Origin of the sequence: Ulvibacterium marinum (assembly GCF_003626755.1) — a bacterium.
In the GTDB taxonomy this organism is placed as follows: domain Bacteria; phylum Bacteroidota; class Bacteroidia; order Flavobacteriales; family Flavobacteriaceae; genus Ulvibacterium; species Ulvibacterium marinum.
In genome coordinates this window covers 325,045-350,129 of record NZ_RBCJ01000001.1, presented here as the reverse complement: position 1 = coordinate 350,129, position 25,085 = coordinate 325,045, and the positions used below count along the sequence as shown (strand labels likewise).

The following is a 25,085-nucleotide window of genomic DNA, read 5'->3' as shown; positions in this document are numbered from 1 at the left end:
ATGTTGAATTTCGAAAAAAAGAATATCAAAACCACACCAAAAAGGCTAAAGGCCTTTTACTTTCCGCTGTTTTGTTCCATGGCTTTGATTGTTTTTAGCCTACAAAAAATGAGCGCAACCTTGCCCGAGTGGACCAACAATTACCTGAACGATTTTTTATGTATGCCCATAGTGCTTTTTATGGGTCAATTTGCCATTCGGAAGCTCAAGGGTAATAATACCTTAAGGTTGCCATGGCCATTGATTTTGACACTCACCCTATTTTACAGTGTTTATTTTGAGTATTATCTGCCCAGAATTAATTTGCGTTATACAGCAGACTTTTTGGATGTTGTCCTGTACTTTTCAGGGTCGGCGTTTTTTTATTTGATGGAAAACAAGTTGACCGTACAAACATAACTTGGCACCGACCCCTTTAACAATACCTATAACCTTAGATACATATTTCCATTAATAGTGTTTAGGCGTAGGCTGTTCTTGCCATTGGCGGTACGACCGTATATCTTTTGACCCACATGGCGGTCGGTAGATTTGAACTTTAATTTTTCATCGGCATAAATATCCCCATGAATCGTCTCGGCGACTAAATCAGCATCGATCATTTTCAGGTCAATTTCTCCATTGATGGTACTTAGATCAAGTTCTCCGGAATATTGTGCAATTTCGATATCCCCATTGATAAGGTCAACCGTAAAATCGCCTTCAATAACCTCGGATTTTAGATGCCCATTGATGCTACTTATTTTGACCCTGGCATTTTTAGGGACATAGAGCACGTACTTGAATTCATATAAATCCCCCGTGTTATAGCAGTATCTTTTCCTGTTAGGACTATTTTTAATACAATCCTCGCGGTAGGCCTTGAATAAGGTTTCCGCTTCTGAAGTAATTGCGATTCGGGTATCGCTTGCGCTTATATCCAAATTGTATAGATCCAGGAATTTTTCGTCTTCGGTATAAATCTCAGCTTTAAAATAGACCGAAGATTTATCCCATGACTTAACCGCTATCATAGAAGCGAACTTTACATCCACATCTATATATTGATTTTTATAATCAATGTTTTCTTCAATGATTTTCTGTGCACCGATCTGTAGGCTGATGAGGCCTAATAATAAGACTACTGTTTTTTTCATGACTGTTCTATTTTTTGATTATTCTTTCCTTAGATAAATATTTCCGTTGGTGGTTTTCAATTTAACATCCACCCCCCCGTTATTGACCGACCCCTTTACCTTTTTAGAGGCAATGGCCCTTAGACCGTCCTTATCCGGTAAGCTGATTTCAAAATTGGTATAAATGGACCCATTTACGGTACCTAGACTTAGGTCCGCGGGGGTATTTTCCGGCATTGTAATATCCAAAGCGCCATTGGTTGAATAGATGCTTATGGGAGAATCCTGGCTTACCGTTGTAAATTGAACCTCTACTTCACCGTTTAAGGTATTGGCCGTCAAAGGCCCGCTTACATCCTCAACTCTAATGCCTCCGTTCAATTCTGCAGTAGCCTCTATCTCTCCCCGAAAACCAGAAATTCGAATATTGCCTTGCCAGTTGGTCCTAACGGAAATGTTTTGTTTTGCCGGCAAATAGATTTCTGCGCGTTCCGATTTTCTTAGGTTTCTTACCAAGAGGTTATTTCCTTCCTGGATAACATAAAACCCAACATCCGTATTATCCGAACCGCTCTCCCCGACCAAGCGCAATCCTTTGGCTCTTTCGGGAATTTTGTAGGAAGGCCCGCCCTTGATCAAAAGCTGGTCACTGGCGTGTGTTTTGACAAGAATATCATTTTTGGATTCAACTTTTACCCATTCGATACCGCTTAGGGATTTTGTGTAATCTTCTTGCGCCCATATTCCGGTACAAATACAACTCAGTAAAAATGTGATTTTAAGTAATTTCATGATGTTTCGTTTTTTGATGCTTCGACAAGGCTCAGCACTTGTGTTTATATAATACTTGGTAATAATGATTCAATTTGTTCCTTAACAAAGGGTTGGGTTTCGTCCTGTTGCATTAATTCTTTAAGCGGCATTACTGCCTTCTTTTCTTGAATGCGGACCAAAGTCTGGATAATTGTAATTTGTATTCCTGGATCCTTCTCCACTTTTAAAGCCTTGATGAAGGCATTTTTTACGATCTCCGAAGCCGTAAATTTTTCCAGGGCCTCGGCTGATGCCATGCGTACATTGGTATTTTCATCATGTAGCATTCTGTCGGTCAACGCTTTAACAATACTTTCATCAAGGTCTCCGAACTCGTCAATATAGTTGACTCCCTGAATACGCCTACTGGCCGACTTACTCTCCATAAGGGAGAGCATGGCTGTTTGCCTTAATTCTAGGCCCTCGTTCTGCAAGGCAGCAATTTCAACATGGGATTCCCGTTCCTGTTGATATTGCCCCAGTAGAAACGAACCTACCAACATTGCAATACTTGCTGCTATTTTTAAGAAGTTTCCCCAACCTGATTTTATGGAAGGTTGCTTTGAATTGAGGGGAACCACCTTTGCCAATTCGCGTTTTTCTTGCTCCAAAAGCTCTAGGAAATTGGCTTCTACCCGATTCGAGGGGATGGCTGTTTCTTCATTTGCAAAGGCATCTAAAAGAGTTCTTAGCTGCTCCAATTCTGCGGCGCAAGTTGGACACTGTTTTAAATGTGCCTCTACTTTTTGTTTTTGAACGGTATCCAAAACCTGATCCAGATAGTCCGGAAGTAAATCAATAACATGTTTTTTGTCCATCGTCATAAATTTTCAAAATAAATTACCTTCAATTTTTTTAGGGCTCGGCTCACCTTTGTCTTTACGGCTCCTTCCGTACTTCCGACTATGTTGGCCAATTCAGCATATTTTATCTCCTGAAACCGGTTTAGGATCAACAGTTCCCTATCCGAGGGGTTGAGCTTATCCAAAGCTCTTAGTAAATGGGTATAGTCCTCCTTAGGTTCTTCATTTTCAATCAATCTATAGGAAACATCATCCAAATCTTCATGGTTCACCTTGGTTTTTTGAAGATGTCTTCTGAGACTATTTCTCGCAATGGTAAACATCCAGGAGACGAACCTGCCATTCTTATAGGATGCCCTATACCGCATTATGTTATAAAAGACCTCTTGTGTAACATCTTCGCTCAACATCTTGTCCCTACACATTTTGTATAGAAAATTATAGACGTGAAGGTGATGTCTTTTAAAAAGTATCTTCAATAGGTCCAGGTCCCCTTGGGCCACCTTGGCCATAATAATCTCGTCTGTTTGCTCCTTCAAAAGAGAAAGTCTTTAGGTGACATTCAATACTATATAGCAAGAAAAGTACAAAAGGTTACATAACCGGAAGTAAAAATTCTTATCAGGGAAGAATAAGATTGGGGAATAGGGAAATGGGGATACAAATACGGACGGAGGCTTATGGGTATCCGACAGATTATTTATCCAGCTCGGCCTCCGAAACAAATTCCTTGATGGCGGTATTGGGCTCTATAATATCATACCCCGACCAAAATTCCGGATCGTAGTTGGGCATATAGGTGGGGAGTATGGAATTATTTTCCTTAATATTTTCATATTGGGTTTCGCTCACTGGATCAACATCAAAAACAACCAGCTCATAACGATTTTTGCCACTAACGGCGACGTCTATTTTTAAGGAAAGCTCATTTTGCTTTCGGCGGCCGCGTACGTTTTTGTTTTTCTCTATTATTTTCAGGGGTCTTTTGAAACCAATTCTGTTTCCCTTGGTTATTTCGTAATAGCGCAACTGATATTTACCGTCCTTTCCCTTTGAAAAGATCATCCTTCCCTGGGCAAGGTACTCATTAAAGGAAACCCCCAGAAGCTTAAAATTTCGTAAGGTCTCAACATTTTCGAAATCCATTCGGATAATAGCAAAATCATCAGAGTTGATATACAGCCTGCCCTTGAAATTCTCGGAACCTTCAGGTTCAAAACGCAAAACATAAACGGCATCGTCCCCCAAATAGGTGTAGTCTTCCAGGGTAAGCCTATATCGCCTTGGTTTAAAGATTACGTTGTAATCCGAATTTTTGAATACGGGCAAGCTTTTGTAAAGGTTACCTAAGGTACGGCGCTTATATTTGGCAAAGAACTTTTTACGCTCCTGTTCATTTTCCTGGGTTTTCTTCAAGTGCTCGTTTAAAGCCTGTACATCACTGGAGTCTACCTCGGTCTCAAAAAGTTCATCGGCATCCACTTTTGTTCCAAATAATCCGGATTTGATCTTAAAATAAGAATCCGTTTTTATGTTTTCCTTTACGATGGAATTAAACTTCTTCTCCAAGGTCTCAGCATCCAAAGTTTTGCTTTTATCATACAGTTCGGATGCCTTTATGATATTTAACTTTTGTTCTTTGGCCTTACTACCACCATAAAGATCGCCCAGCATTTCAGTATAATAACTGTTGTTCTTGGGAATTGTATTGTTTACACTGTCCAAAAAATTGGTATTGAATGCGGGAATGGTTGATTTCTTGAGGACATAATCGCTCTTTAGGATATTTTGCTGGTAGGATTCCCGCAGAAACAATCGCTTCTTGGTAAGCTCCAGATGATAATTTTTTTCCAGATTTTTCTTTACCTCGTCCAAAATTTCCCTGGGGGTATAGTTTTTATTGGAAACGATGACCTCTTTCAGTTCTATGGCCTTGGGTCTTAAATAAATAGTATTCTCCTTAAACTCGGAGATAGGCTTTCCTATGGATTCATAGCCGATACAGGAAATAAACAATGAATCAGAAGGTTGTACGCTTTCTTCCAACCGGAATGAAAAGCGTCCTTCCTCGTTGGTTATCATTCCCCGTTTTTTCAATTGCACGGTAACGTAGGGAACAGGTTTTGAAGTAGTGGAATCTACAATCCTTGCACTTAGGACTTGTGCATTGGCATATGTTATACCAAGGAATAAAAAAATTAGGGTAAATGCGAATGCAACTTTTCCCATCCAGGATCAATTTTCAGACAAACTAAAGCATAGTACCTAGGAAAACCATGCTTTTTAGGATTTTTTTGGCTGGATTTATTGTTTTTTTAACAAGTACGAATGGACAGCCGTGGACACCCTTAATGGCATCCACAATCGTTTTGCCCGCAAGCGCTCTTTTTTCTCCTTTTTGAAGCGAAAATGGACTTGGGCAAGAGGAATTTATAGATAAGGTAGCCCAACGCCAAGGCCAGGGTAATATAAACCAATATCAGTTGAACATACTCCATTTACCGAAAAGCTATTTTATAAATTGATAGGCAATTAAAGCAACAATATACGCAAAAACGCTCATAAATAGTAATTGGACCATAGGCCATTTCCAGCTATTGGTCTCCCGTTTTACAATGGCCAAGGTGCTCATGCACTGCATGGCAAAGGCATAGAACAGTAATAGCGAAATACCTGATGCCAAGTTGAACAATGGTTTTTTGGTCCTGGGGTTTACTTCTGCCGCCATACGGGTTTTTATGGTCTCCTCCTCATCACTCCCCACGCTGTAGATTGTGGCCAGGGTCCCCACAAATACTTCACGTGCCGCAAAGGAAGTGAGGAGGGCGATCCCTATTTTCCAATCATATCCCAACGGTCTTACAACAGGTTCAATGGCCTTTCCCATTTGCCCAATATAGGAATGCTCCAATTTATGGCTTGCTATTTCCTGTTCAATGGCCCTTTGCTCCAGATCCAAGGTTATGATCGCCAGGGAATCCTGCATCGCCTTTAGACTTATTGCTCGTTCGGTATCGATAACACTGACCGGGGTAGAATTTTTATATTCATTTAGTTTGCGTTCCATATATCCCAGACTGTATTGGGACAATCCCTCTTTTTCAATGCGCTGCTTTACAATGGACTCCGCATTTTTAAAGTCTTCAGAATATCCATTGGAGCCTAGGAACCAAAGTACTATGGATATGGCCAAGATTATTTTTCCGGCACCAAAAACAAAGCTTTTGGTCTTTTCCCATACGGTATATACCACATTTTTAAACAAGGGCATTTTGTAGCTAGGCATCTCTACCACAAAAAAGGTTCTACTTTTTATCTTTAAGATTTTATTCAATAGCATAGCTGAAAGCACGGCTGCCCCAAAACCGATAAGATATAGCAACATTAAAGTGAGGGGTTGATAGCCCAGTCCCAAAAAGCGCCCTTCAGGAATAACGAGCGCGATGATGATAAGGTAAATGGGCAATCTTGCAGAGCAGGTAGTAAAAGGAACTACCAAAATAGTAATCAACCTTTCTTTCCAGTTCTCTATGGTTCGGGTGGCCATAACTGCAGGGATTGCACAGGCGGTTCCTGAAATAAGGGGTACAACACTTTTTCCACTTAACCCAAACGGACGCATTAATCGATCCATTAAAAAGACAACCCGGCTCATATACCCTGATTCCTCCAAGAGGGAAATGAACAGAAACAAAAAGGCGATTTGGGGAATGAATATCACGATACCCCCAATACCCGCCAAAATACCCTCGGCTATTAAATTGGTAAAGGCTCCTTCCGGCAACGTGCTTTTCACCCATTCACTGGCGGAAGCAAATAATTCGTCAATAAGATCTTGAGGGTAAGTGCTCCAATCGAAAATAGCCTGAAAAATGGTCAAGAGGATAGCAAAGAAAATAAGATATCCGAATACCTTATGGGTCAATATCCGATCCAAGGTTGCCCGAAAGCCCTTAGCGGCATTGCTATCCACTTTATAGGTTTCCTTGAGAATACCATTTATGAATTGATACCTGAGAATGGTCTCCTTTTGCTGAAGCCGCTTTAATTCCGATTTTGATTTGACCGCAAAAGTGGCTGCATTTTTTAGGGACTGTTTTTCAATAGGCATAAAGTTTACGTCCTGTGTAATCACTAACCAAAGTTTGTATAGATCTTCCTTGGGGAAAGCATTCTTCAATCGCTCAAAATAGTCTTTGGAAATGGTCGTAATGTCCACATTGGGAGAAGACGGCAAGCTTCTGAAATCGGCAATCAGCTCTTTTAATCGATCAATACCAGTACCTTTTCGTGTACTTATCAAGGCAATTTTGGTTTGCAGTTTTTCCTCAAGTACCGGAATATCTATGCTGATTCCTTTTCTGGACATCCGATCGGACATGTTGATTACCAGTATCGTTGGAATTTTCAGATCCTTGATTTGGGTAAACAGGAACAAATTCCGTTTTAAGTTCTCTACATCGGAAATCACGATGGCCACATCCGGGTGATCTTTGTCATTTTTGTTCAGGAGTAGTTCTACGGCCACACTCTCATCCAAGGAGGTTGTATTAAGGCTATAGGTGCCCGGGAGATCTAGGATATGGGCCTTGACCCCTCTGGGTAGTTTACAGACACCTTCTTTTTTTTCTACGGTAATACCTGGATAGTTGCCTACTTTTTGATTAAGACCCGTAAGTTGGTTAAAGACCGATGTTTTCCCCGTATTTGGGTTACCAATAAGCGCTACCTTGATCTGCTTGCTCATAACGTAGAAACATCATCCAAGATTTCCAATTCAATTTGAAGTGCCACTGAACGGCGTATGGCAATATGCGAACCATTTACATTGATGTAGATGGGGTCTTTAAGGGGAGCTACCTGTAGCAATTCAATTTGATTTCCGGGCAAGCACCCCAATTCCAGCAACTTAATGGGTAGGATATCCTTCTCAAATTCCTTGATGATTCCTTTTTGCCCTTTCTTGAGATGTGCTACGGTAATGGCCAACCTTATTTAGATTCATTTTAATTAAGGGCAAAAGTAACGTAAAATTCTCGGTTTGCTACACCCCAACCCTAAAAAAGCACCAATTTTGGCATAGTTCATATATAGTCGCCGTAACGGCTAGCCGAAAATGCCTGTCTTTTATTTGTAATTCAAAAAAATTCTAGGTGCTCTTTTCCAGAAAGGTAGCAAGATCTCTTTTTTACTCCTGATAAGAATCTTTTAAGACCTTCAAGTCGCTCAGTAACTTATCCATTTCCTCGGAATCAGTACCATCATAAAAACCCCGGATTCGCCTTTCTTTATCCACCAGAATAAAATTTTCGGTATGGATCATATCAAAAGGCCCTCCATCGCCATCGGTCTTCACCGCCAGATATGATTTCCGCGCCAGCTCATAGATTTGCTCTTTATCCCCTGTGACCAAGTTCCATTTTTTATCCATCACCCCTTTTTCCAGAGCGTATTTTTTGAGCTGGGCAACTGAATCAATCTTGGGGGTCACCGAATGGGACAGAAGCAAAATTTCGTCATCATCCTTGATTTCCTCTTGGATCGCGGCCATGTTTTTGGTCATTATAGGGCAGATGGTGGGGCAGGTGGTAAAGAAGAAATCGGCCACATAAATTTTATCTCTATAATCCGCTTGGGTAACGGTCTTTCCGTTTTGGTTGGTCAGCGAAAAATCGGCAATGGTATGGTATTTCCTAACGTGATGTACCGTACTGTCCACCAATTCCGGATTCACCATGGAGGGTTGGTAAATGGATAGCGTTTTAGCAGGCTCTAAAGCATCATAAAAAAGATAAACTATGACCGCGGAAAGCAGAAGAAGGACTATTCCAAAAAGTTTGAACTTGCCAAAAAAATTGCCCATCCGATTTTCTTACAAAGATAAGGCACGGCTTGAGAGCTTTCAAGGAATATGGCCCAACATCTTGCCAAAACTTTCTTAAATGGGGAGGGCCTTTTCAGCTTTCTTTTTTTAAGACATTGCAAAAGCTTACTTTTGTGCGTTTTTAAATGTAATATTCGGTCTATGACATTGGCTATTCAAATCATACAATTTATACTTATCATCTCCGTCCTAGTAATTCTGCATGAGTTAGGGCATTTTATTCCAGCCAAATATTTCAAAACCAAGGTGGAAAAATTCTACTTGTTTTTTGATGTCAAGTTTTCGCTTTTCAAGAAAAAGATCGGAGAAACCGTTTATGGCATCGGGTGGCTGCCTTTAGGGGGCTATGTAAAGATTGCGGGTATGATCGATGAGAGTATGGATACGGAGCAAATGAAGGAAGAACCGAAACCCTGGGAGTTTAGAAGTAAGCCAGCTTGGCAGCGCTTGATCATTATGCTCGGAGGGGTAACTGTGAACTTCTTCTTGGCATGGATTATCTATACTTTGCTCTTGCTTAGTAATGGAGACACTTATATTCCAGCAGATAGTTTAAAATATGGTATTCAAGTTGATTCTGTAGGGGAGAAATTAGGATTGCGTACCGGAGACAGGATTTTGGCGGTGGATGGGAAAAAAACCAAAAAGTTCAACAAAGCGGTATTACAGATTATATTAGGAGATGAGATTACTGTAATAAGAGATGGAGAAGAGATCTTGATACCTCTTTCGGATGAGGGGAAAGCAGATGTTTTTAGAACACAGGGAAGAAATTTTATGAGCTATCGGTCCAAACCCATAATAGAAAAGGTTACTAAGGAATCAGTTGCCGAAAAGGCAGGAATTGCCAGTGGAGATCAAATTGTTGGAGTGAACGGGGCTAATATCGAATTTTGGGACCAGTTTAGAGCTGCAATAGGTAATTCTGCCGGAGAAGATTTGTCCATCCAAGTGTTGCGTAATGGGCAGACCAAGGAATTGTTTCTTCGAGTGCCTGAGCAAGGTGTTATCGGGGTCCAGTTGGATTTTGAAGACTTGAGGGTCACCGATACCTTCAATTTTTTCTCGGCCATTCCGGCCGGACTTACTCAAACAATTGAGGTTTTAACGGATCAAATTCGTCAATTCAAAGTAATATTTAACACTAAGACCGGGGCCTATAAACAAGTAAAGGGGCCAATAGGAATTGTGGAAATGATGTCTCCAACCTGGGATTGGACATTCTTTTGGAGCTTTATGGCAATGTTTTCAGTATGGTTAGCATTTTTGAATCTATTGCCCATACCTGCTTTGGATGGTGGACATGTGATGTTCTTACTATATGAGATGATTTCAGGAAGGAAACCTAGTGAGAAAGTGCTGGAAAGAGGCCAAATAATTGGCTTTGTTATTCTTATGGGGTTGATGATAGTCGTTTTCGGCAATGATATTTGGAATATTATCAAGAGATTTATCTAACCTACTGAAGATTAAGAGCCCCACCATTTTTCCTAACAAAACGTTCTGTATGCCTATATGAGAAGGCCTACAAAAATTAATGGATCATTTTCACAGCGAAGCCGTTTTTTGTTGGGGGCAATAAAAAAAACGATTATATTTGCACCCGCCTACGCTAAAAAATATAGCTACGGCGGGCGGGCCCTAGGTATATTCAACTATATAAGGGCACTTTGATATTAAAATAAATAAAGAACACCTTCCTCCTTAGCTCAGTTGGTTAGAGCATCTGACTGTTAATCAGAGGGTCCTTGGTTCGAGCCCAAGAGGGGGAGCAGACATAGTAAGGCTTCAGAGTATTTTCAACTCTGGAGCCTTTTTTATTTGCACGCAGATTGAGAAAAATTTTATTTCTAGTCAAACTTTAACATTTCAATCCAAAATTTTCCAGGATTATTTGTGATTCATCCCAAATCCTTACCCCTAAACTTTGCGCATGGATCCTGTTTCGATTTTATAGTGTTCCGATAGAAAAGCGTGAAGTAAAATCGATATAGGGCGCACTTGCTATGCCATTACATTTATTTTTCCTTTCCAAAATCAACTTAAGCTACCTTCTTTAAATAACAATAATAAGCTTCAAGTAAAATCCATGAAAAATGCTAGCTCAAATCGCAACATTTGGTAGCGAATAATATTTTTTGCGCCAAAAACTTTCAGTGTTTACTGGGGTTCCCAAGGTTTTTGGCGCAAAAACCATTTTTCACGAAATTTTGAATTCCATCAACTATCTGAAAATCAATAAACTAGAAATCGTAACATCGCTTTAGCGTGTTACCCTCTTGCTTTACAATCTTCGTCCGGCTAGCAGGACAAAAAATGTAAACACAAAGTGCTTTACACATCAATCATATTTAGCCAAAACACGCCAAACTTAATTGATTCGTAAAAATTAGAAAAAATGAAATTAGTGGAAATATAATTTAACCCCGTTAAACACTAATTGAAATTAAAATACGATAAGAAACAGAATATGGGTGTCTTTTTATCCCGTAAAAGGTGAATTAAAGGAACTATTAAAAAAAACAACAATGGGACACCAAAAGAAAAATCTACAAGCCTTAATTAAATAATTTCATAAAACGGCTCTTAAAAGAACCAAAAGCATATCCTCCCCATATAGCACTTATGATTTAAGGAGGTCGATTTGACACTTATCATAATATTAAACTTAAGCAATATCTTAAAAATGTTTAGACATCATCATTATCTAATTTTACGTCCATTTTTCGACCCTGTATTTGAACTCGGCAAGAACTTCTGAGGCCCATTTTCTTAACATATGCTTTACGAGCATTTTCGTAAAAAACCGCTTCAGTGGGCCCGTATAGTTCATTTCATAGCCCCATATAGCCTTTAGCTCGCTTTTGCCGTCGTGTAGCCGTTTGGTGCAGATCATCACTGTGGAATCGGATATGGCCCCGCATAGACGTCGACCGTTGAGCCTGAAGCTATAAATAGATGTCTTGCAATCCACACTAAAGGATAGTATCAATCCGTCTTTCATCAGTATCCCTAGGCCTTCCATCAAGGATTGGATGACAACCGGTTCGGGCCTGTCTATAATTTCCACAAGGGTCAAGGTGTCCATGGTCCTATATTTGAAAAAGCCCCAACCTGTTATAGGGCAAGGGCTTTTTCTGTCAACCAATAATCTGTCATCTAATAAAAAAACTGCTCCGAGACAATCTTCCCGTCATTGACCTTATATACAATGATTTCGTCCAATGGCCACTTGTTCCCATCCTTTAAGGTAACAGTCATCCTATAGGGCAGGGCAATATGACCTTTGGAAACGATGGCATCGCCAACTTCCAATCCTTCGACGCCCGAAATGTTCTCCTGCATGACAGCATCCTTGGCCTTGATGGCAGCCACCCCTTTGACTTGGGCAAAATGTTCAGATTGGGGTTCGATATGCTCCGCATCCACGTGAAAAAGTTCGTCGTACACCTCGTTGAATCTTCCTTCCCTCAGCAGTGTGACCAACCTGTCGGCCACTTCTTTGTTTGTCATCTCTCTATTGATTTAAATATTGAACTTTATTTTTTGTCCGATTATTTTGTTTTTATCTGGGTCGCCTTGGGATAGTCTTTTTTAATCCTTTTGTACACTTCGTTACCGGCCGTGACCCGTTCCCCGGTCTCCACATAGTGTTTTAGTCCCACTAGGGTGCCTGACATCTGCTTTTTGAAACCCCCTTTGGCGATTACCCCCAAGAACGCTGGCTTGGTTCGGAACTGGAACTCGTAGGATGCCGTGGCGGTACCGTCACCATTATCCTTGACCCGGTAAAACGCCTGTGAATTGTCAAAGTTCAAAGGTAATTTGGCACCGTCGATGACCACGTTGCGCATTACCATGTTCTTGCTGTCTATATCGCCAATCCGCTCGTGCGACCATTGGCTGCCTTTTTCATTGAAATTGCATTTGCGCTCCGCACCGACCTCGCCCTTTAGGGAACCGTTGGTATATTCGGAGGTATGGATATAGGGGGAGAAATTGGATATTTCCCCATAGTCGAGTACCATGGCCTCCCATACCCGTTCGGCAGGAGCGTTGATCTTCATTTCCACGTGCACGGTCTTATAATTCTTCTCCATGCTCTGGGCATGGCCGAAGGTTCCGCTAATAGTGAATATGACCACCGACATTAGTATTCTGAGTTTAATTGTTTTTGTCATTTTATCTTTTTTCATGATTATTATTTCTATTTATTTATTGTAGACTTCGGCAATATCGGCCCCGACTTTAACTCACGTTTTAATTATCCTTCGTTCCAATGTGGGATAGCTCTTCCCTACTGTCCTTTTCCTTGCGCCCCGTGTTCTACCGTTACCCTGAACCTAGGCCGGTTAAAATGGGCATGGATCCCGATCCTTTGCCGTATACTCTTCTCGAAATGTCCCATTGCGAAGGGTCATGCGGCCTCTTTGCCTTTTTTCCTGAAGTACTTTGCATCGGACTTTACTTTTGCCTCGGACTGTTTTCCCGTCTCGATATAGTATTTGAGATCTTCCATGGTCCGGAAGATGTCCTTGCGCATCTTTGGTTTTATCATCCATCCCATAAGCAGTCCTGGCACAGTGGCCAGGGTCAGGTCAAGGTCAATAGTGACGGAGGAAGTATTGGTGCTCAATGGTTCCACCTTCCATTTCGCGGTGGCCGCCTTCATGATAAAGGGCGTATCGTCCAGATGGTACTGTAGTTCCATGCTGTCCTCGTCCACCCTGTCGATGATTTCACTTACATCGCCGAACACGGTGGAGCAAGTTCTTCCCACATACTCGCTTCCGGCAACCATGCGTTCCTTGGATTCGTTCACGGTACTGGCCCAATCGCAGGCATCGCCGTAATTGGTGTAGAGTATCTCCCATACCCTTGCGGCGGGCGCATTCACCCTTAGTGTCTTGTTTATTTTCATTGGTCTAAAATTTATGTTTTGTCCAAGTGGGGCAATAAGCGTTTTACACTTGGTATTTCCCTTTGGATTCAGGGATTATCTTTGTGTGACAACTTTGCACAAAAAAACCTGGATCTGGGTCCAGGTGTTTGTTATGGGAATTGGAAATCCCGCATTACCAGGACCGGTATTCGGGCGACTTTAACCCTTTCATCCTGAGATGTACAATGGCCTGTGCCCTGTGGTGGGTACAATGGTCGAACACGATGTCCAAAATGTTCCTACGGGACATCCGCCCGGCCCAAAAGGAGACCGCCTCCTCGAAAAAAAGTGCATCCATTTCCTTTACCGCACCCTCCAATGCGCCGAACTGTTTTTTAAGGTATGCAATAACGGCATCCTTGTCTTTTGGGTCGGAAGGTGGCAGGACGGTTTCGAAGGCCAACGCCGAATTTCCGATATACGCCATTCCTTCCCCAATGTGCACGAGCTGTTCCCCGAAGGAACGGACCCCACCTGTTGGCCTAAAAGCATATTGTTCCTCCGGCATTTTTCTGGCCACTTCAAGAGTGAATTCGAGGTTGGCCTTCCATCGTTTCAGGAATTCCGTTTTGAATGTGGTCTGTTGTGCATTCATGGACAGGCAAGAATTAAAAAGTAGAACTGAGAGGACAGGGATTTTTTGGATGATCGCTTTCAATTGAGCTTCATTAGGTCCTTGATATGGTCGTCGTTCACGATGTCCTCCAGAAAGGTACGTTTGTCAAAATCGTCCCTGTATGGCAAGTTATGGTAGAGCTCGGCGTATTTTTTGTCGACGATATCCATCATCTCATTCGCATCGTACCGGATGGCTTCCTTGAACTTGCGGTACTCGCTACGATTGAACAGCAGGTTTTTGCTGTCAATGATCTTGTTGTCCATGGCAAAGGTGACCTTTTTGTGGCACCTACAGGGATTGGCCTTGTTCACCAGACCGCACTTATTGTTCATGAAGTTGTAGATGTCCTTCCGGGCCCTGCTCAGGCGCTGTCGGAAATTGTCCCTGGAGATTTCCAGGATTTCACTGCCAATGGTATGATCGGCATTGAACATCTCCCCGAGGATGAACACCAACCGCTGTTCCCTGGTCAGGCAGAGCAGCATACCGCTCATGCAGCTGTAGTTCATCTCGCGGATATAGACCTCTTTCTCCTTTTGCTCCATAGGGGTCAGGGGATTGTCCGGGGTCATCTCGAGTCCCTGGGCCATGGTATCGAAGTTGTCAAAGGTATCTTCCATCGGCTTGCGCTTGGCCATCAAAAAATGGTTCATCACGATACGGTACGCCCAGGTACGGAAGGTGCTACGGCTCTCAAAGGACGAAAGATTGGTCAATATCCTTATCGTGGCCTCCTGTGTCAGGTCCTTGGCATCGTTAGGGTTGCGGACAAACTTCCAGGCGATGTTGTAGATGTAGGGCTGGTGCTTTAGTATCAGTTCTTCCAACGCTAGTTTGTCTCCATTGCTGGCAGCGGATACCAACTGTTGGTCTGTACGGTCACTATGGTACTCTTTCAAAAAGGGATTTTCCATTGAATGTTTATTTCTTGGATTCATGGTTCTACAAAGTGTGACAACTTAAATGGATTTTTTTTGAAAAAGTTGTCACATGAAAGGCCTTGCCGCATCCAAGTGGGTACAAACAACAAGTTATGAAATCCATTTCCGAAAACAGTACGCTACATTTTAAAAAGGAGAACCTCTATCGCTTCTCTTTGGTCTCAGGTTCGATGGCCGCCATCGAAAGGGCCATCGCCAATCTCGATACCATGGCGGTGTTCCAGGTCACCTCCCAACCCAATGGTGAATTCGAAAGGCCCGATTGCTATATTGTCCAAGCCGTTGATAATCCAGACCAAACCCCAACTATCGAGACGGGCAATGGTATCGAATCCATCCGCTACACCCTTTTTAAGGTACAGGGGGATGTCTCTTTCGAGCTGGACCGAAAAAAGTGCTACGAGTTCTTTACTGCTTGGACCGTGCCCGAAAATGCCCATTTATTACAGGAGTTCTTTGAGGTGTCGGAACCCATCAGGCAATCGTACGGTAGACCGGCCCCCGTGATAAGGGCACAGTTCGGCCCTGTGGAAGCTGTACGGGAGGACGGACGTTATTTCAGTCCTTCCATGGGTGGGATGGTTGAATGGGACGATAGGGACGATATGTTCCAGTTGATAGGCCATCCTAAATTTGCGGAAAGCGCAGCACCCCTGTTTGCAAAAGCGGTAAGCCGTATCGAGATGGTCATCGGCCAATTGATGTGATTCTTTTTTTTAAAATCCTGTCACATGGGAAGCTATTTTGAATCCAAGAAGCATTAACCTTTAAAAAATAGAAAATGAAACGTATTAAAAATGTAACAGTATTAGCGGTCATCCTATTTGGATTTGCCCTAGTGAACGCCCAAAAGAAGGATGCCAAGATTACGAAGACCAAGGTGGTGGAGGCCTCGGCGGACGATGTCTGGAGTGAACTCCGTAAACTTGACAACATCGACGAGGTATCCAGCTTTGTGGCCAAGGTCGACTATTCCGGTCCCAAGGGCGCCGGAGGTTCAAGGGTATGCACGGCACCCGATGGAAAGGGAAAGTTCAAGGAAAATATCCTTGACTTTGACGATACTGCACGCAGTTATACCTATGCCGTGGTAGAGGGGGTGCCCGCGGCGGGCCTTGTCAGCAATTTCAAGGTGGTGGACTTGGGATACAACCGGTCGATGATCGTGTGGACATCATCCTACGACAAGTTCATGGAGAACCCTCAAATGACCGAGGAACAGTTCAATGGGTTTTTGAACCAGGCATCTGACGACATGTTGGCCAACGTGGCCACTATGGCCTCCAAATAATCGGTTATCTTATATGTTCTTAAATGAGAAGGGAGTGATACCAATGCTTAATATCACTCCCTTTTTGTTCGGTTATATTAGGGCTCCTACTTCCAGGAAAACAAAATCCACTACTTTTAAATATCAATATATGCGTCTTCCGAGAATTTTATTGTTCCTATTTCCCATGTTGACGGTAGTCTTTGCAAATTGCCAGATTTCCGCAACGGATGGCGAAATTCTCGCGGTCGATAGTAAGATACTGTCCCGGTCCATTTCGGTGCAAATAAATTCCCTTGGGCCAGTCTCCGAAAATTCCCCGTTCGTTTATATCACCGACGGTAGAAAAATGGTTGAAAGCGGAACCTTGGACAAGCTCAGGGAACTTACGGGAACCCATAGGATACCAGCTGCCCATTATGTCTTCGTATCGTCCATAGATTCACGAACAGGCGTGGACCACAGAAACGAAGACTTCTTCTGCAATCCGCTATATGCCCAATTTTTCGGGGAGGAATTGGTTCCTCTAGTAGAATCCCAGATGGCAGTAGATTCGCGACCCAAGAACCGGATTCTGATCGGGATTTCCTTTGGGGCACTCAATGCCGCCTACTTCTCGGGAAGGACCGATCTATTTTCAAAGTACGCCCTCCTGTCGCCTATAACCTATCCCTGTGATGCCTTCCTAAAGGAGATAGCATTCAGCACGAACAAGAGTCTGAAAATATATATATCCACGGGTACCAACGATGCAGAGGCCTATATCGAACCCCTAAAGGGATTGTACTTATCGAAAGGGTACGAGTTAAGATTCATCAAAACCAGAGGGCAGCATGATTTTCAAAATTGGAACGGGCAATTGGAAACAGCGATTATTTTCCTGAACGAGGAACGTAAATAATTTTTGTTCGGGTTATTTCCCAAATACCGATGACATCTCCATGTACAACTTGACCGAACTGAACATTACATTTGAATCAAGGTCGGTAAAGGCTACCACCTTCAAAGTTTCGTGGCGACAATCATAGGTAGTATACTGGTCGGGTGCGCCCTAAAGGAAATCCATTGATGAAATAGAACAATACAACCATTGGTCATTTGGTTTAGTTATTTATCTAAGCCGTTTTCCTTTCAGTTCGTATGATTTTTATCTCGGATAACTCTTTTAAGCGTATTCCGGGAACATCGAAATATTTGAACAATGAAGATGCATATGGGTCAAAGCGGGTACTATAAAACATAGAAGCATTTTTTGAAAAGTATGACTTCTTAAGCAATCTTAATTGTTGTGTCATTAATCGAACGTTTTATGGAGCTTTAAAAAATCAGATATTATTTTTTCATGTATTAGTTGATATTTAGAAGAAAGATTTGTAATCAAATCATAAGGAGTTCAATTCTAACTGATAAGTATCAAGTATGTCGCTCGGTAAGGACTTTAGGTAAATTTGTGTTGTACTCAATTTATTGTGACCGAGCATCGTAGATATAGCTTCTAAGGGAACTTTTTTGAACATGGCATGGGTCGCAAAACTGTGTCTTGAAACATAGGAAGTTAAACGCTCTTGAATCTCACATTTCTTTGCGATTTCCTTTAGGCCAAGATTGTATCTTTTAAGTTCCCATTGAGCATCTTTGTACTGTAATTCTAAAGTATTCCGGTAAATAATAGGTAATAGAAAGCCGGAGGGACTGGGATTTTTCAGATAGTATTCAATAATGGGTTTGATTCGATCGGTTATAATGATATCGTAGCGCTTACCTGTTTTTCGTCTTTGAAATTTGACGCGACCATCGATAATATTATCTCTTCTCAAAAAAGCCATATCAATAAAGGATATGCCTAACATGAGGTAGGAGAGGACAAAGTAATTTCGATAGTGAAAATGCTTGGAACCTACCTCCGTTTTCATTTCCAATATTTTCTTTATACTCTCAATTTTAATTGCTCTTTTTTCCGTGGGTTTTGTTTTAATGGTGTAGTATTTAAAAGGATATAGGGATTCATCAACCATGCCTTCCATGATGCCCTTGTTGTAAATTGCCTTTATTGTTCTCATGTAAGATGCTATTCCATTAACGGAATTACCAGGTTTTGATAAATGGTGTCTTTCAAATCGTTTTAAGAATTCAATGTTGAGCTCATTGAATTTTAAATCCCTGTTGTTTGTAAATCCTTTTAGTCTGCCGATGATTCCCGAGTAATTTCTGGATGTTCCAATTCGTTTTTCTTTTTTAAGCTCTTCAGCCTTTTTAAGACCAAATTCATAGAAGGAATTGAATCGCTTTCGGTTAACTATTTTATCAGCAATATCTTTGGCAGAAAGTCTATCTAGTTGGTCATTATCGGCTAGTTTATTGATAACCTCCTGTGCCTTAACTTGTTTTTTTAATAAAAGAGTATTCATCAGATGAACTGAGTCAACATCTGGAAAATTTCTTTTTACTTTACATCTGTGATGATCCCAGTATTCCTCTGGCACATAATGGCCTGTTTCTATTGAAGTGGTTTTTCTAAAATGGGTCAACCTCAAAATAATCGGGAAACATCCATTTTGGGTCATTCTACGGGTGTCCAAACTTAGTTTTATACTCGTGTTCATGAACATAAGTTATAAAAAAATTTGCACGCAATTTGCACGCAAAAAGTTGGTTTCAATTGATTTTGTTTGACAACAAAAATTATTAAAACACTGATATTCAATAAAATATGCGATTTTTAAAATTTGCTTGTACCCCATTCGGAGACGCTGTTAATCAGAGGGTCCTTGGTTCGAGCCCAAGAGGGGGAGCAAAAAAGAAGGAGCCACACTCTTGTGTGGCTCCTTCTTTTTTACCCTTTTTGGCCAGAAGCTCTCATTCTTTCTTTTTCTCACATAAGGAAAACCAGTTCCCAGAGTCATCAACAAACAAAGCTTCGTAGGCATAAAATTCCTTGGTCGGTTCTTTCTTGAAAACTACACCTTTAGTCTTTAGCTCTTCATACGTTGCAAGTAAATCGTTACATTCGAAAACGCCGAAACCAAATGTGCCTTTTTTGACTAATTCTTTCATTTGTTCCGCTGCTCCATCTTTAAACATCATGCCATCTTCTATCGGCATCAAAGAGATTTCAAGTTCGGGTTGTTCCGGCGGGCAAACGGTGAGCCAACGCATACCGGGGCCCATTGGGGCATCAGTATGGATTTTAAAACCCAATTTGTTTACATAAAAGTCCAATGCACTATCCTGGTTTAGTACAAATACGCTAACATGGTTTAATTTTGTAATCATCTTTCCAAATTTTAGTTGTGAGCCTCAAAGCTCATCAACTAACCTCTAAACAACTTCTTGAAAATTGCTATTCTTTGTCCAACCTTTGGTCTCAGCGAAACAATTTGGAATAAATTTCAGAGGCTTATCGGTTATCTCCACTTTTCTTTGTAATTGTCGGGATTGATATTCCTTAGGAGTAAAACCAACTTCCTTTTTGAAAAGTCCCGTAAACGAACTCGGACTATCGAACCCAACGGCAAAACAACATTCCATAATTGAAATTCCTTTTTTTAAATGCCGCTTAGCTTCTTCTATCCTTATGGAAGTCAAATATTTATGTGGGGTCTTTCCATAAATGTCCTTAAAAAGTCGAATAAAATGAAATTTAGAAAAATGGGATTCATCCGAAATATTATCAAGGTCAATTTTATCACAAAAATTGTTGTCAATAAATAGTTTCGCCTGAACTATTCTCTTGTACAAATACATTTTGGGATAGCTATTTTCCATTTTACGGTTTCTTTTATTTTGGTCGCTGCGAACGGTTTCGTATAAGAGTGGTAGCGAAGTAAATTACTATTGCTTTTAACCAACAAGATACTTAATTATACGCAAAAACGGTTTGAGGCTGTTCCTGGGCCGCTGTTGTTGTATGGTGTTCAGTTTTTTGATGGTCGATCTTAACCGCCCATATTTTTCAATCTACGCATTTCATATAAAATGGTTGTTCAGGCAGAAACTGACAGTGCACTGAAAATGATTTTTTTTCTGATAGGTTGATATGATTGAGACAAAAACGCAATACACATGCAAGTCGTTAATATTCCAAATGCCAAAATTAGCAGCACAGAAGGAAATCTACCAAATGGCTTTTTTAATGCGATCAAAAGTACTATTGAAACTCCGACAATTGCCGGTATCCAAGCCGTTGCCCTGATTTTTTGGGCTTTAAAATTATGGCAAACCACTTTCCGTTTTCATGGATAAAGTCAAAGAACCAACCTTTGATTCTTTGATTTCCATGCTTTAATACTGTTATGGAATTGTTCGGTTAAACTTTCGAGGTAAATTTCAAATTCCTGAAGCGTTTCATAATTTAATTTTTCCTCATACTCATAATTCCACAGGCCGAGAACCCCTCTTTTGTCACCTATTGATAGTTGGGTTCGTTTAATTAATTTCACTTTATGTAAATGGTTTAATTGGCTACTACGGTTTGTAGTGAATCCCGCCTGCACGAAGCACCATCGGGTCATCATTAGTGCTTCCTTCTATTCCGTAGATGTGCGAAAGGGAAGGGCTACACCTATTTATTCCCTTGTATAAGTTATCACTTTGTCCTCAAATCCAAAACTAGATCGACTTTCGAAATCTATGGTCAGTTCGTCTTGGGTCACGGAATATTTGTGATTTGTTGGTGCTACCATAATAAAAAGCTTTCCACTATAAACAATTTGAATCGAATCCATGGATTGTAATTCATAATCATAATGGTCGTTTTGCATAAATCCGTTCGATTTGTAGAAATCATTCCGGGTCCTAAAATCCAGGGTATCGCTCTTGTCCAATGAAATCCACACTCCCAATTCAATTGGGCTTGGGTCATTTCCATCTTTTGAACACCCGATCAAAACGAATATTGCTATTGTACTAAGAGCCAAATACATAACTTTCCTTTTCATTTGATGTTTTTTTAACACTGTTCTGTTTTCCACAATTTTATCTTCTATTACTATAGATGGTGGGATTGCCATTTGGTTGTGTCCGGGTTGCACTTTGATAAAAATTGGGTGCGAAGTTATCGTATAAAGACTTGTTTTTTAATCCGATTCTTTGGTGGCTACCTAGATTTTGATAGTTACAACTTAGCATTCCTATATCCAACACATGATTTTATTTAGAATTCATCTAGATAATTTTTATTGCCAAGCTTTCCTACGTATTTTTGGTTCCCTAATGCAAAACGATCAAAACAAATTTCAGTACTTAGGTTTAAAACGGATTCTTTTAGCGGCTTTCGTATTCATGACGGTTGGTACTGTTTTGGAATTGTATCTGCTAGATCATTACGAAGGAGTGCAACAATTGATTCCGATCCTTTGTATCGGCACGTCAATTTTGACCCTAATAGTTCTTTTTTTTCGAAAAACGAATTTGACCTTGAAACTGTTCAAATCAGTTTTGGTGTTAACGGCTCTCAGTGGGGTCTATGGTGCTTTTTTGCATCTTCTTGCCAATTATGAATTTGAACAAGAGATGAAACCCACGGCGCGTGGTTGGGATCTTTTTGTAGAAAGTTTATCTGGGGCCCTACCTACACTCGCACCCTTTAGCATGATTGTCTTGGCATTGATCGGTTATTCATATGTAATACTTATAAAACAAAAACGATGAGAAAATTTGGAAAATTAATTGTAGTGCTCACATTGGTCGGTACGGTAATGGTATCCTGTAAAGAATCAAAAGGGAAGGATACATCTAAAGAAACAACTGTGGAAGAATCTGATACCAGCACCGGTAAAAAAGCGGAAAATTTGGATACCAAGGTAGTTTTGAACGCTAACCTCGCTACTGAGGCGGATTTAGACGGAATCGGACTTTCAAAAGAAATGGTCGCCCAGATTCTGGATCAAAGACCTTTTTTGAGCATGAACGATTTTGATGTACTGGTAGGAGATGATAATAAGGAGGAACTCTACAGAAAAGTGTTTGTTCCCTTTAATTTGAATACCACTGCTGAGGCGGATTTTAAGATGATACCGGGTGTCGGTGACCGTATGGCACATGAGTTTGAGGAGTACCGGCCGTACACTAGCTCATTGCAATTTAGAAGGGAAATTGGCAAATATGTGGATGAGGATGAGGTATCCCGCTACGAGAATTATGTATTTGTACCGGTAGAACTGAATTCGGCCACGGAAGAGGATATTAAGGCCTTGCCTGGAGTAGGGAACCGTATGGCCCACGAATTTGAGGAATACAGACCTTATAACAGTATGGCGCAGTTTAGAAAGGAAATTGGCAAGTATGTGGATGATAAGGAACTGGCAAGGCTGGAGCGACTTGTTTATTTAAAGGAGTAGGCCTTCTAAAACAATTGTAAGGCATAGGCGGCATAAGTACTGCTCACCTGTACGCAATATTAATGGGTTTAATTTCTTTGATCAACTGGTTGTTGTTGCGTTATACAATGTATCATTCCGCCATTTTCGTATAAATTCCTTACGTCAATTCCGACCACGGTTCTAGAAGGATACAAAGTTTGAATTAAAGCATGGGCAGATGCATCATTTGGGTCATTATAGTTGGGAACCAATACTTTCCTATTGGATTGATAATCTTTAGTCTATTTGAATGGAATTGAATCTGGTTGTATGTGGTTCCCTTTGCTGTCAATGTTTTCAAAACATCCTTTTTTATTCTGGGTTTTGTAGGTGTACCATCCAAACCATTTGGGTTGATTCTGTATTTCATGTGTTTTCAAAACCTAATATTAATGTGGTTAATCTATTGGAATGCTTAATTCGTTTTTTCCAGTGCTAGATTGGGTTTCCAAAAAGAAAACCGATCATTACTGTTATCCATGACCGGTTTTTTGGTTTTTAAGATAAGACTGTTTCGTTCAATACAATGGCCATATCGTATTCTTCAACCCTTAGGGTTTCTGGAATAACACCATAGCGTTCAGGTATTTTAGCTGCTAATTCTGAAGTCCAGAACGCACCTCTTGAACTTTTTGTTTCAAATAAATAGATACCACTGATTGCACCTGTAGTTTCCTCGGCTATGTAATACTTCTCGATAAGCCCAGGAACATTTCTAAAGACATTCAAATCTTCATTGCAAACTTGCATTAACTTTTCCTGGCTATGCGAAGAGTTGAATTTTACTGATAGTACTGCTGTTGCTCTTTTCATTGTTTTAATTTTAAATGATTAATAATTACAGCAACAAAAGTATTTATGCTATAGGCCCTTTAGATAGGCTAAAAAGTCTTAAAAATAGACTTTAAGGTTTATGTATTTGTTTGCAGATTACGATACTTCAAGGGAGTTGTATTATATTTTTGCTTAAAAACACGTATAAAATGGGATGGGTCTTCAAAGCCACTTTCAAAGGACAGTTGATTAATAGGAAGATCGGTGTTTAAAAGATGATGAAGTGCCAGATCTAACTTACGTTGTTTAAGCCAGAGTCCGGGCGTTATTTTGTAATGGTCTTTGAATGTCTTTTTGAATTTTGATAAACTCATATGACAAAGTTTTGCATAATCTTCAATTTTTAGATTGTAGCCAAAATTTTCTTCCATTATACGTGTCATATGATAAGTTTGATCCTGACATAAGGAAACTAAATAATCAGCTAAATCCTGATGGTCCTTACTTACGCACAGGCTTAACAACAATTCTTCAAACTTTAATTTTATCAATTGACTGCTAGGCTTTTGATCTAAGGTGAGATACGAGGATATAGATTCACGATAATTTTCTAACAATTGGTTCGATTTCACTCTTAAGACAGCATCTTGATTAGAAAGTTGTTTCTGTGATGCATTCAAAAAAGAAGTGTTTTTTGAGAAGAATGTCTTAATGAAATCATCAGGTATAAAAAAGAAAATTGCACAAAACTCATCCTCAAAAAACTGATGCGTAAGGTTAGCCCCCTTTTTTATAAAAAGAATATCACCTTTTTCAACTTCATAGTCATGGTATATGGTTCTCCACATTTTTTTGCCAGACAAAACAAAGGCAAAGTAGTTGCTATCCGACCAGATTCCGAATTTAGTTTCCTCTTGGACACAGGTGTACTCCACAAACAACAATTCGTTTGCTTCTAACTTAATAAAGTCGTCACTCTGTTTTATAAAAGAATATAAATTTACCATGTTATAATTATTGCTGTCGTTTTGACTGAACTGCGTTTTAGTGCAATTTAGGTTTTGTTAGCAACGGTTTCTACTTTTTTGCCTCACGCAAAATTTTCTCCATTTTACGACCTCTTGCCAATTCATCAATCAGCTTTTCCAAACGTCTGCATTGCCTATACAATTCAAATTCATCCTCTATTTCTTCAATTCGATAACCACAAACTACTCCTTTGATCAGGTTTGCATTTGGGTGTATTTTAGCTTTTTGAAAAAATGTTCTAAAGGTAGCTTTTGTATCAATAAGTTCTTGTAAGGCATCTTGATCAAAACCGGTAAACCATTTAATCACTTGGTTGAGTTCTTCCTTTGTCCTACCATTTTTTTCCAATCTATTTAGGTAAAGTGGATAAATGGATGCAAATATCATATTGGCAACCTTTTCATTTTTTTCGGCTGTAACTTTCATTTTATTTCGAATTGATTAGTGCTAACGGTCTGGACTATGAGTAGTTGCGTGGTTTGGCAACTAATTTAGTAAACATTCACAAACCAAAGGAAAATCTTACGGATTTTCCG

31 protein-coding genes and 1 tRNA gene are annotated in these 25,085 nt (G+C 40.4%); 9 read left to right on the top strand and 23 right to left on the bottom strand.

The annotated features are described in order from the left end of the window. The first annotated feature begins 108 nt into the window (after positions 1-108). Complete coding sequence (locus D7Z94_RS01550; protein ID WP_147415810.1) at positions 109-399, top strand: hypothetical protein; 291 nt, start codon at positions 109-111, stop codon at positions 397-399. 26 nt (positions 400-425) lie between these two features. On the opposite strand, the gene D7Z94_RS01545 is transcribed toward D7Z94_RS01550, so the two are convergent. The 8 genes from D7Z94_RS01545 to D7Z94_RS01510 form a co-directional block, all read right to left on the bottom strand. Beyond that, complete coding sequence (locus D7Z94_RS01545; RefSeq protein ID WP_120709747.1) at positions 426-1,136, bottom strand: DUF4097 family beta strand repeat-containing protein; 711 nt, start codon at positions 1,134-1,136, stop codon at positions 426-428. 18 nt (positions 1,137-1,154) lie between these two features. After that, the gene (locus tag D7Z94_RS01540; protein ID WP_120709746.1) at positions 1,155-1,907 is read right to left on the bottom strand and encodes a DUF4097 family beta strand repeat-containing protein; all 753 of its coding nucleotides are present in this window, start codon (positions 1,905-1,907) and stop codon (positions 1,155-1,157) included. 44 nt (positions 1,908-1,951) lie between these two features. Then, positions 1,952-2,746: a HEAT repeat domain-containing protein gene (locus D7Z94_RS01535; RefSeq protein WP_158594575.1), complete on the bottom strand. Its 795-nt coding sequence runs from the start codon at positions 2,744-2,746 to the stop codon at positions 1,952-1,954. 2 nt (positions 2,747-2,748) lie between these two features. Continuing rightward, positions 2,749-3,270, bottom strand: coding sequence for an RNA polymerase sigma factor (locus D7Z94_RS01530; RefSeq protein WP_147415809.1), 522 nt, complete (start codon positions 3,268-3,270; stop codon positions 2,749-2,751). A 157-nt stretch (positions 3,271-3,427) separates the two neighbouring features. Continuing rightward, entirely contained in the window at positions 3,428-4,960 is a 1,533-nt protein-coding gene (locus tag D7Z94_RS01525; protein ID WP_120709744.1) for a carboxypeptidase-like regulatory domain-containing protein, read from the bottom strand. Between the two features lie 280 nt (positions 4,961-5,240). Then, on the bottom strand, positions 5,241-7,478 hold the full coding sequence (gene feoB / locus D7Z94_RS01520) for a ferrous iron transport protein B (RefSeq protein ID WP_120709743.1): 2,238 nt from the start codon (positions 7,476-7,478) through the stop codon (positions 5,241-5,243). Next, entirely contained in the window at positions 7,475-7,720 is a 246-nt protein-coding gene (locus tag D7Z94_RS01515; RefSeq protein WP_120709742.1) for a FeoA family protein, read from the bottom strand. The genes feoB and D7Z94_RS01515 overlap by 4 nt, the downstream gene beginning before the upstream one ends. 199 nt (positions 7,721-7,919) lie before the next feature. Then, the gene (locus tag D7Z94_RS01510; RefSeq protein ID WP_120709741.1) at positions 7,920-8,594 is read right to left on the bottom strand and encodes an SCO family protein; all 675 of its coding nucleotides are present in this window, start codon (positions 8,592-8,594) and stop codon (positions 7,920-7,922) included. 162 nt (positions 8,595-8,756) lie between these two features. Between D7Z94_RS01510 and rseP the strand changes: the two genes are divergently transcribed. Next, positions 8,757-10,073 carry an RIP metalloprotease RseP gene (gene rseP, locus D7Z94_RS01505; protein WP_120709740.1) on the top strand — a complete coding sequence of 439 codons (1,317 nt, stop codon included), beginning with the start codon at positions 8,757-8,759 and terminating at the stop codon, positions 10,071-10,073. A gap of 240 nt (positions 10,074-10,313) precedes the next feature. Then, positions 10,314-10,387: transfer RNA gene (locus tag D7Z94_RS01500), tRNA-Asn, on the top strand. Positions 10,388-11,328: 941 nt separating this feature from the next. Here D7Z94_RS01500 and D7Z94_RS01495 read toward each other — a convergent pair. The 6 genes from D7Z94_RS01495 to D7Z94_RS01470 all read right to left on the bottom strand — a co-directional run bounded on the left by D7Z94_RS01495 (position 11,329) and on the right by D7Z94_RS01470 (position 15,090). Then, positions 11,329-11,703: a hypothetical protein gene (locus D7Z94_RS01495; protein ID WP_120709739.1), complete on the bottom strand. Its 375-nt coding sequence runs from the start codon at positions 11,701-11,703 to the stop codon at positions 11,329-11,331. A gap of 71 nt (positions 11,704-11,774) precedes the next feature. Beyond that, positions 11,775-12,128: a nuclear transport factor 2 family protein gene (locus tag D7Z94_RS01490; protein WP_120709738.1), complete on the bottom strand. Its 354-nt coding sequence runs from the start codon at positions 12,126-12,128 to the stop codon at positions 11,775-11,777. A 41-nt stretch (positions 12,129-12,169) separates the two neighbouring features. After that, positions 12,170-12,811: an SRPBCC family protein gene (locus D7Z94_RS01485; RefSeq protein ID WP_120709737.1), complete on the bottom strand. Its 642-nt coding sequence runs from the start codon at positions 12,809-12,811 to the stop codon at positions 12,170-12,172. A 221-nt stretch (positions 12,812-13,032) separates the two neighbouring features. Continuing rightward, positions 13,033-13,536: an SRPBCC family protein gene (locus D7Z94_RS01480; protein ID WP_120709736.1), complete on the bottom strand. Its 504-nt coding sequence runs from the start codon at positions 13,534-13,536 to the stop codon at positions 13,033-13,035. Positions 13,537-13,690: 154 nt separating this feature from the next. Beyond that, positions 13,691-14,152 carry a DinB family protein gene (locus tag D7Z94_RS01475; protein ID WP_120709735.1) on the bottom strand — a complete coding sequence of 154 codons (462 nt, stop codon included), beginning with the start codon at positions 14,150-14,152 and terminating at the stop codon, positions 13,691-13,693. Positions 14,153-14,211: 59 nt separating this feature from the next. Next, on the bottom strand, positions 14,212-15,090 hold the full coding sequence (locus D7Z94_RS01470) for an RNA polymerase sigma factor (protein WP_120709734.1): 879 nt from the start codon (positions 15,088-15,090) through the stop codon (positions 14,212-14,214). Positions 15,091-15,209: 119 nt separating this feature from the next. On the opposite strand from D7Z94_RS01470, the gene D7Z94_RS01465 reads away from it, so the two are divergent. The 3 genes from D7Z94_RS01465 to D7Z94_RS01455 all read left to right on the top strand — a co-directional run bounded on the left by D7Z94_RS01465 (position 15,210) and on the right by D7Z94_RS01455 (position 17,288). Further along, positions 15,210-15,824, top strand: a complete 615-nt coding sequence (locus tag D7Z94_RS01465; protein WP_120709733.1) for a hypothetical protein — start codon at positions 15,210-15,212, stop codon at positions 15,822-15,824. A 74-nt stretch (positions 15,825-15,898) separates the two neighbouring features. Beyond that, entirely contained in the window at positions 15,899-16,408 is a 510-nt protein-coding gene (locus D7Z94_RS01460) for an SRPBCC family protein (RefSeq protein WP_120709732.1), read from the top strand. A 130-nt stretch (positions 16,409-16,538) separates the two neighbouring features. Further along, positions 16,539-17,288 carry an alpha/beta hydrolase gene (locus tag D7Z94_RS01455; protein ID WP_158594574.1) on the top strand — a complete coding sequence of 250 codons (750 nt, stop codon included), beginning with the start codon at positions 16,539-16,541 and terminating at the stop codon, positions 17,286-17,288. 481 nt (positions 17,289-17,769) lie between these two features. Here the strand turns inward: D7Z94_RS01455 and D7Z94_RS01450 are convergent, their stop codons facing one another. From D7Z94_RS01450 to D7Z94_RS01440, 3 genes are all read right to left on the bottom strand, one after another. Further along, positions 17,770-18,990, bottom strand: coding sequence for a site-specific integrase (locus tag D7Z94_RS01450; RefSeq protein ID WP_120710829.1), 1,221 nt, complete (start codon positions 18,988-18,990; stop codon positions 17,770-17,772). A 253-nt stretch (positions 18,991-19,243) separates the two neighbouring features. Then, positions 19,244-19,660 (bottom strand): VOC family protein, encoded by a 417-nt coding sequence (locus D7Z94_RS01445; protein ID WP_120709730.1) that lies wholly within the window; start codon positions 19,658-19,660, stop codon positions 19,244-19,246. A 45-nt stretch (positions 19,661-19,705) separates the two neighbouring features. After that, positions 19,706-20,152, bottom strand: coding sequence for a helix-turn-helix domain-containing protein (locus D7Z94_RS01440; protein WP_120709729.1), 447 nt, complete (start codon positions 20,150-20,152; stop codon positions 19,706-19,708). A gap of 297 nt (positions 20,153-20,449) precedes the next feature. On the opposite strand from D7Z94_RS01440, the gene D7Z94_RS01435 reads away from it, so the two are divergent. Continuing rightward, positions 20,450-20,629, top strand: coding sequence for a hypothetical protein (locus D7Z94_RS01435; protein WP_120709728.1), 180 nt, complete (start codon positions 20,450-20,452; stop codon positions 20,627-20,629). A 323-nt stretch (positions 20,630-20,952) separates the two neighbouring features. On the opposite strand, the gene D7Z94_RS01425 is transcribed toward D7Z94_RS01435, so the two are convergent. Then, complete coding sequence (locus tag D7Z94_RS01425; RefSeq protein WP_147415808.1) at positions 20,953-21,324, bottom strand: hypothetical protein; 372 nt, start codon at positions 21,322-21,324, stop codon at positions 20,953-20,955. Positions 21,325-21,529: 205 nt separating this feature from the next. On the opposite strand from D7Z94_RS01425, the gene D7Z94_RS01420 reads away from it, so the two are divergent. Then, complete coding sequence (locus D7Z94_RS01420) at positions 21,530-22,036, top strand: hypothetical protein (protein ID WP_120709725.1); 507 nt, start codon at positions 21,530-21,532, stop codon at positions 22,034-22,036. Continuing rightward, a complete protein-coding gene (locus tag D7Z94_RS01415; RefSeq protein WP_120709724.1) occupies positions 22,033-22,725 on the top strand; it encodes a helix-hairpin-helix domain-containing protein in 693 nt (230 codons plus the stop codon). The genes D7Z94_RS01420 and D7Z94_RS01415 overlap by 4 nt, the downstream gene beginning before the upstream one ends. A gap of 68 nt (positions 22,726-22,793) precedes the next feature. On the opposite strand, the gene D7Z94_RS01410 is transcribed toward D7Z94_RS01415, so the two are convergent. The 5 genes from D7Z94_RS01410 to D7Z94_RS01395 all read right to left on the bottom strand — a co-directional run bounded on the left by D7Z94_RS01410 (position 22,794) and on the right by D7Z94_RS01395 (position 24,975). After that, positions 22,794-22,958 carry an agmatine deiminase family protein gene (locus tag D7Z94_RS01410; protein ID WP_245967117.1) on the bottom strand — a complete coding sequence of 55 codons (165 nt, stop codon included), beginning with the start codon at positions 22,956-22,958 and terminating at the stop codon, positions 22,794-22,796. After that, entirely contained in the window at positions 22,910-23,116 is a 207-nt protein-coding gene (locus tag D7Z94_RS25515; RefSeq protein WP_147415807.1) for a hypothetical protein, read from the bottom strand. The genes D7Z94_RS01410 and D7Z94_RS25515 overlap by 49 nt, the downstream gene beginning before the upstream one ends. A 128-nt stretch (positions 23,117-23,244) precedes the next feature. Beyond that, positions 23,245-23,559 carry a YdhR family protein gene (locus D7Z94_RS01405; protein ID WP_120709723.1) on the bottom strand — a complete coding sequence of 105 codons (315 nt, stop codon included), beginning with the start codon at positions 23,557-23,559 and terminating at the stop codon, positions 23,245-23,247. 98 nt (positions 23,560-23,657) lie between these two features. After that, on the bottom strand, positions 23,658-24,527 hold the full coding sequence (locus D7Z94_RS01400) for a helix-turn-helix domain-containing protein (RefSeq protein ID WP_120709722.1): 870 nt from the start codon (positions 24,525-24,527) through the stop codon (positions 23,658-23,660). 70 nt (positions 24,528-24,597) lie between these two features. Then, positions 24,598-24,975, bottom strand: coding sequence for a DUF2200 domain-containing protein (locus tag D7Z94_RS01395; RefSeq protein ID WP_120709721.1), 378 nt, complete (start codon positions 24,973-24,975; stop codon positions 24,598-24,600). Positions 24,976-25,085 lie beyond the last annotated feature (110 nt).

Coding starts and splice junctions, on each gene's coding strand:
- D7Z94_RS01550 (WP_147415810.1), top strand. CDS start 109: ATGAGCGCAACCTTGCCCGAGTGGACCAACAATTACCTGAACGATTTT.
- D7Z94_RS01545 (WP_120709747.1), bottom strand. CDS start 1,136: ATGAAAAAAACAGTAGTCTTATTATTAGGCCTCATCAGCCTACAGATC.
- D7Z94_RS01540 (WP_120709746.1), bottom strand. CDS start 1,907: ATGAAATTACTTAAAATCACATTTTTACTGAGTTGTATTTGTACCGGA.
- D7Z94_RS01535 (WP_158594575.1), bottom strand. CDS start 2,746: ATGGACAAAAAACATGTTATTGATTTACTTCCGGACTATCTGGATCAG.
- D7Z94_RS01525 (WP_120709744.1), bottom strand. CDS start 4,960: ATGGGAAAAGTTGCATTCGCATTTACCCTAATTTTTTTATTCCTTGGT.
- feoB (WP_120709743.1), bottom strand. CDS start 7,478: ATGAGCAAGCAGATCAAGGTAGCGCTTATTGGTAACCCAAATACGGGG.
- D7Z94_RS01510 (WP_120709741.1), bottom strand. CDS start 8,594: ATGGGCAATTTTTTTGGCAAGTTCAAACTTTTTGGAATAGTCCTTCTT.
- rseP (WP_120709740.1), top strand. CDS start 8,757: ATGACATTGGCTATTCAAATCATACAATTTATACTTATCATCTCCGTC.
- D7Z94_RS01495 (WP_120709739.1), bottom strand. CDS start 11,703: ATGGACACCTTGACCCTTGTGGAAATTATAGACAGGCCCGAACCGGTT.
- D7Z94_RS01490 (WP_120709738.1), bottom strand. CDS start 12,128: ATGACAAACAAAGAAGTGGCCGACAGGTTGGTCACACTGCTGAGGGAA.
- D7Z94_RS01485 (WP_120709737.1), bottom strand. CDS start 12,811: ATGAAAAAAGATAAAATGACAAAAACAATTAAACTCAGAATACTAATG.
- D7Z94_RS01480 (WP_120709736.1), bottom strand. CDS start 13,536: ATGAAAATAAACAAGACACTAAGGGTGAATGCGCCCGCCGCAAGGGTA.
- D7Z94_RS01475 (WP_120709735.1), bottom strand. CDS start 14,152: ATGAATGCACAACAGACCACATTCAAAACGGAATTCCTGAAACGATGG.
- D7Z94_RS01470 (WP_120709734.1), bottom strand. CDS start 15,090: ATGGAAAATCCCTTTTTGAAAGAGTACCATAGTGACCGTACAGACCAA.
- D7Z94_RS01465 (WP_120709733.1), top strand. CDS start 15,210: ATGAAATCCATTTCCGAAAACAGTACGCTACATTTTAAAAAGGAGAAC.
- D7Z94_RS01460 (WP_120709732.1), top strand. CDS start 15,899: ATGAAACGTATTAAAAATGTAACAGTATTAGCGGTCATCCTATTTGGA.
- D7Z94_RS01455 (WP_158594574.1), top strand. CDS start 16,539: ATGCGTCTTCCGAGAATTTTATTGTTCCTATTTCCCATGTTGACGGTA.
- D7Z94_RS01450 (WP_120710829.1), bottom strand. CDS start 18,990: ATGAACACGAGTATAAAACTAAGTTTGGACACCCGTAGAATGACCCAA.
- D7Z94_RS01445 (WP_120709730.1), bottom strand. CDS start 19,660: ATGATTACAAAATTAAACCATGTTAGCGTATTTGTACTAAACCAGGAT.
- D7Z94_RS01440 (WP_120709729.1), bottom strand. CDS start 20,152: ATGGAAAATAGCTATCCCAAAATGTATTTGTACAAGAGAATAGTTCAG.
- D7Z94_RS01435 (WP_120709728.1), top strand. CDS start 20,450: ATGCAAGTCGTTAATATTCCAAATGCCAAAATTAGCAGCACAGAAGGA.
- D7Z94_RS01425 (WP_147415808.1), bottom strand. CDS start 21,324: ATGAAAAGGAAAGTTATGTATTTGGCTCTTAGTACAATAGCAATATTC.
- D7Z94_RS01420 (WP_120709725.1), top strand. CDS start 21,530: ATGATTTTATTTAGAATTCATCTAGATAATTTTTATTGCCAAGCTTTC.
- D7Z94_RS01415 (WP_120709724.1), top strand. CDS start 22,033: ATGAGAAAATTTGGAAAATTAATTGTAGTGCTCACATTGGTCGGTACG.
- D7Z94_RS25515 (WP_147415807.1), bottom strand. CDS start 23,116: ATGAAATACAGAATCAACCCAAATGGTTTGGATGGTACACCTACAAAA.
- D7Z94_RS01405 (WP_120709723.1), bottom strand. CDS start 23,559: ATGAAAAGAGCAACAGCAGTACTATCAGTAAAATTCAACTCTTCGCAT.
- D7Z94_RS01400 (WP_120709722.1), bottom strand. CDS start 24,527: ATGGTAAATTTATATTCTTTTATAAAACAGAGTGACGACTTTATTAAG.
- D7Z94_RS01395 (WP_120709721.1), bottom strand. CDS start 24,975: ATGAAAGTTACAGCCGAAAAAAATGAAAAGGTTGCCAATATGATATTT.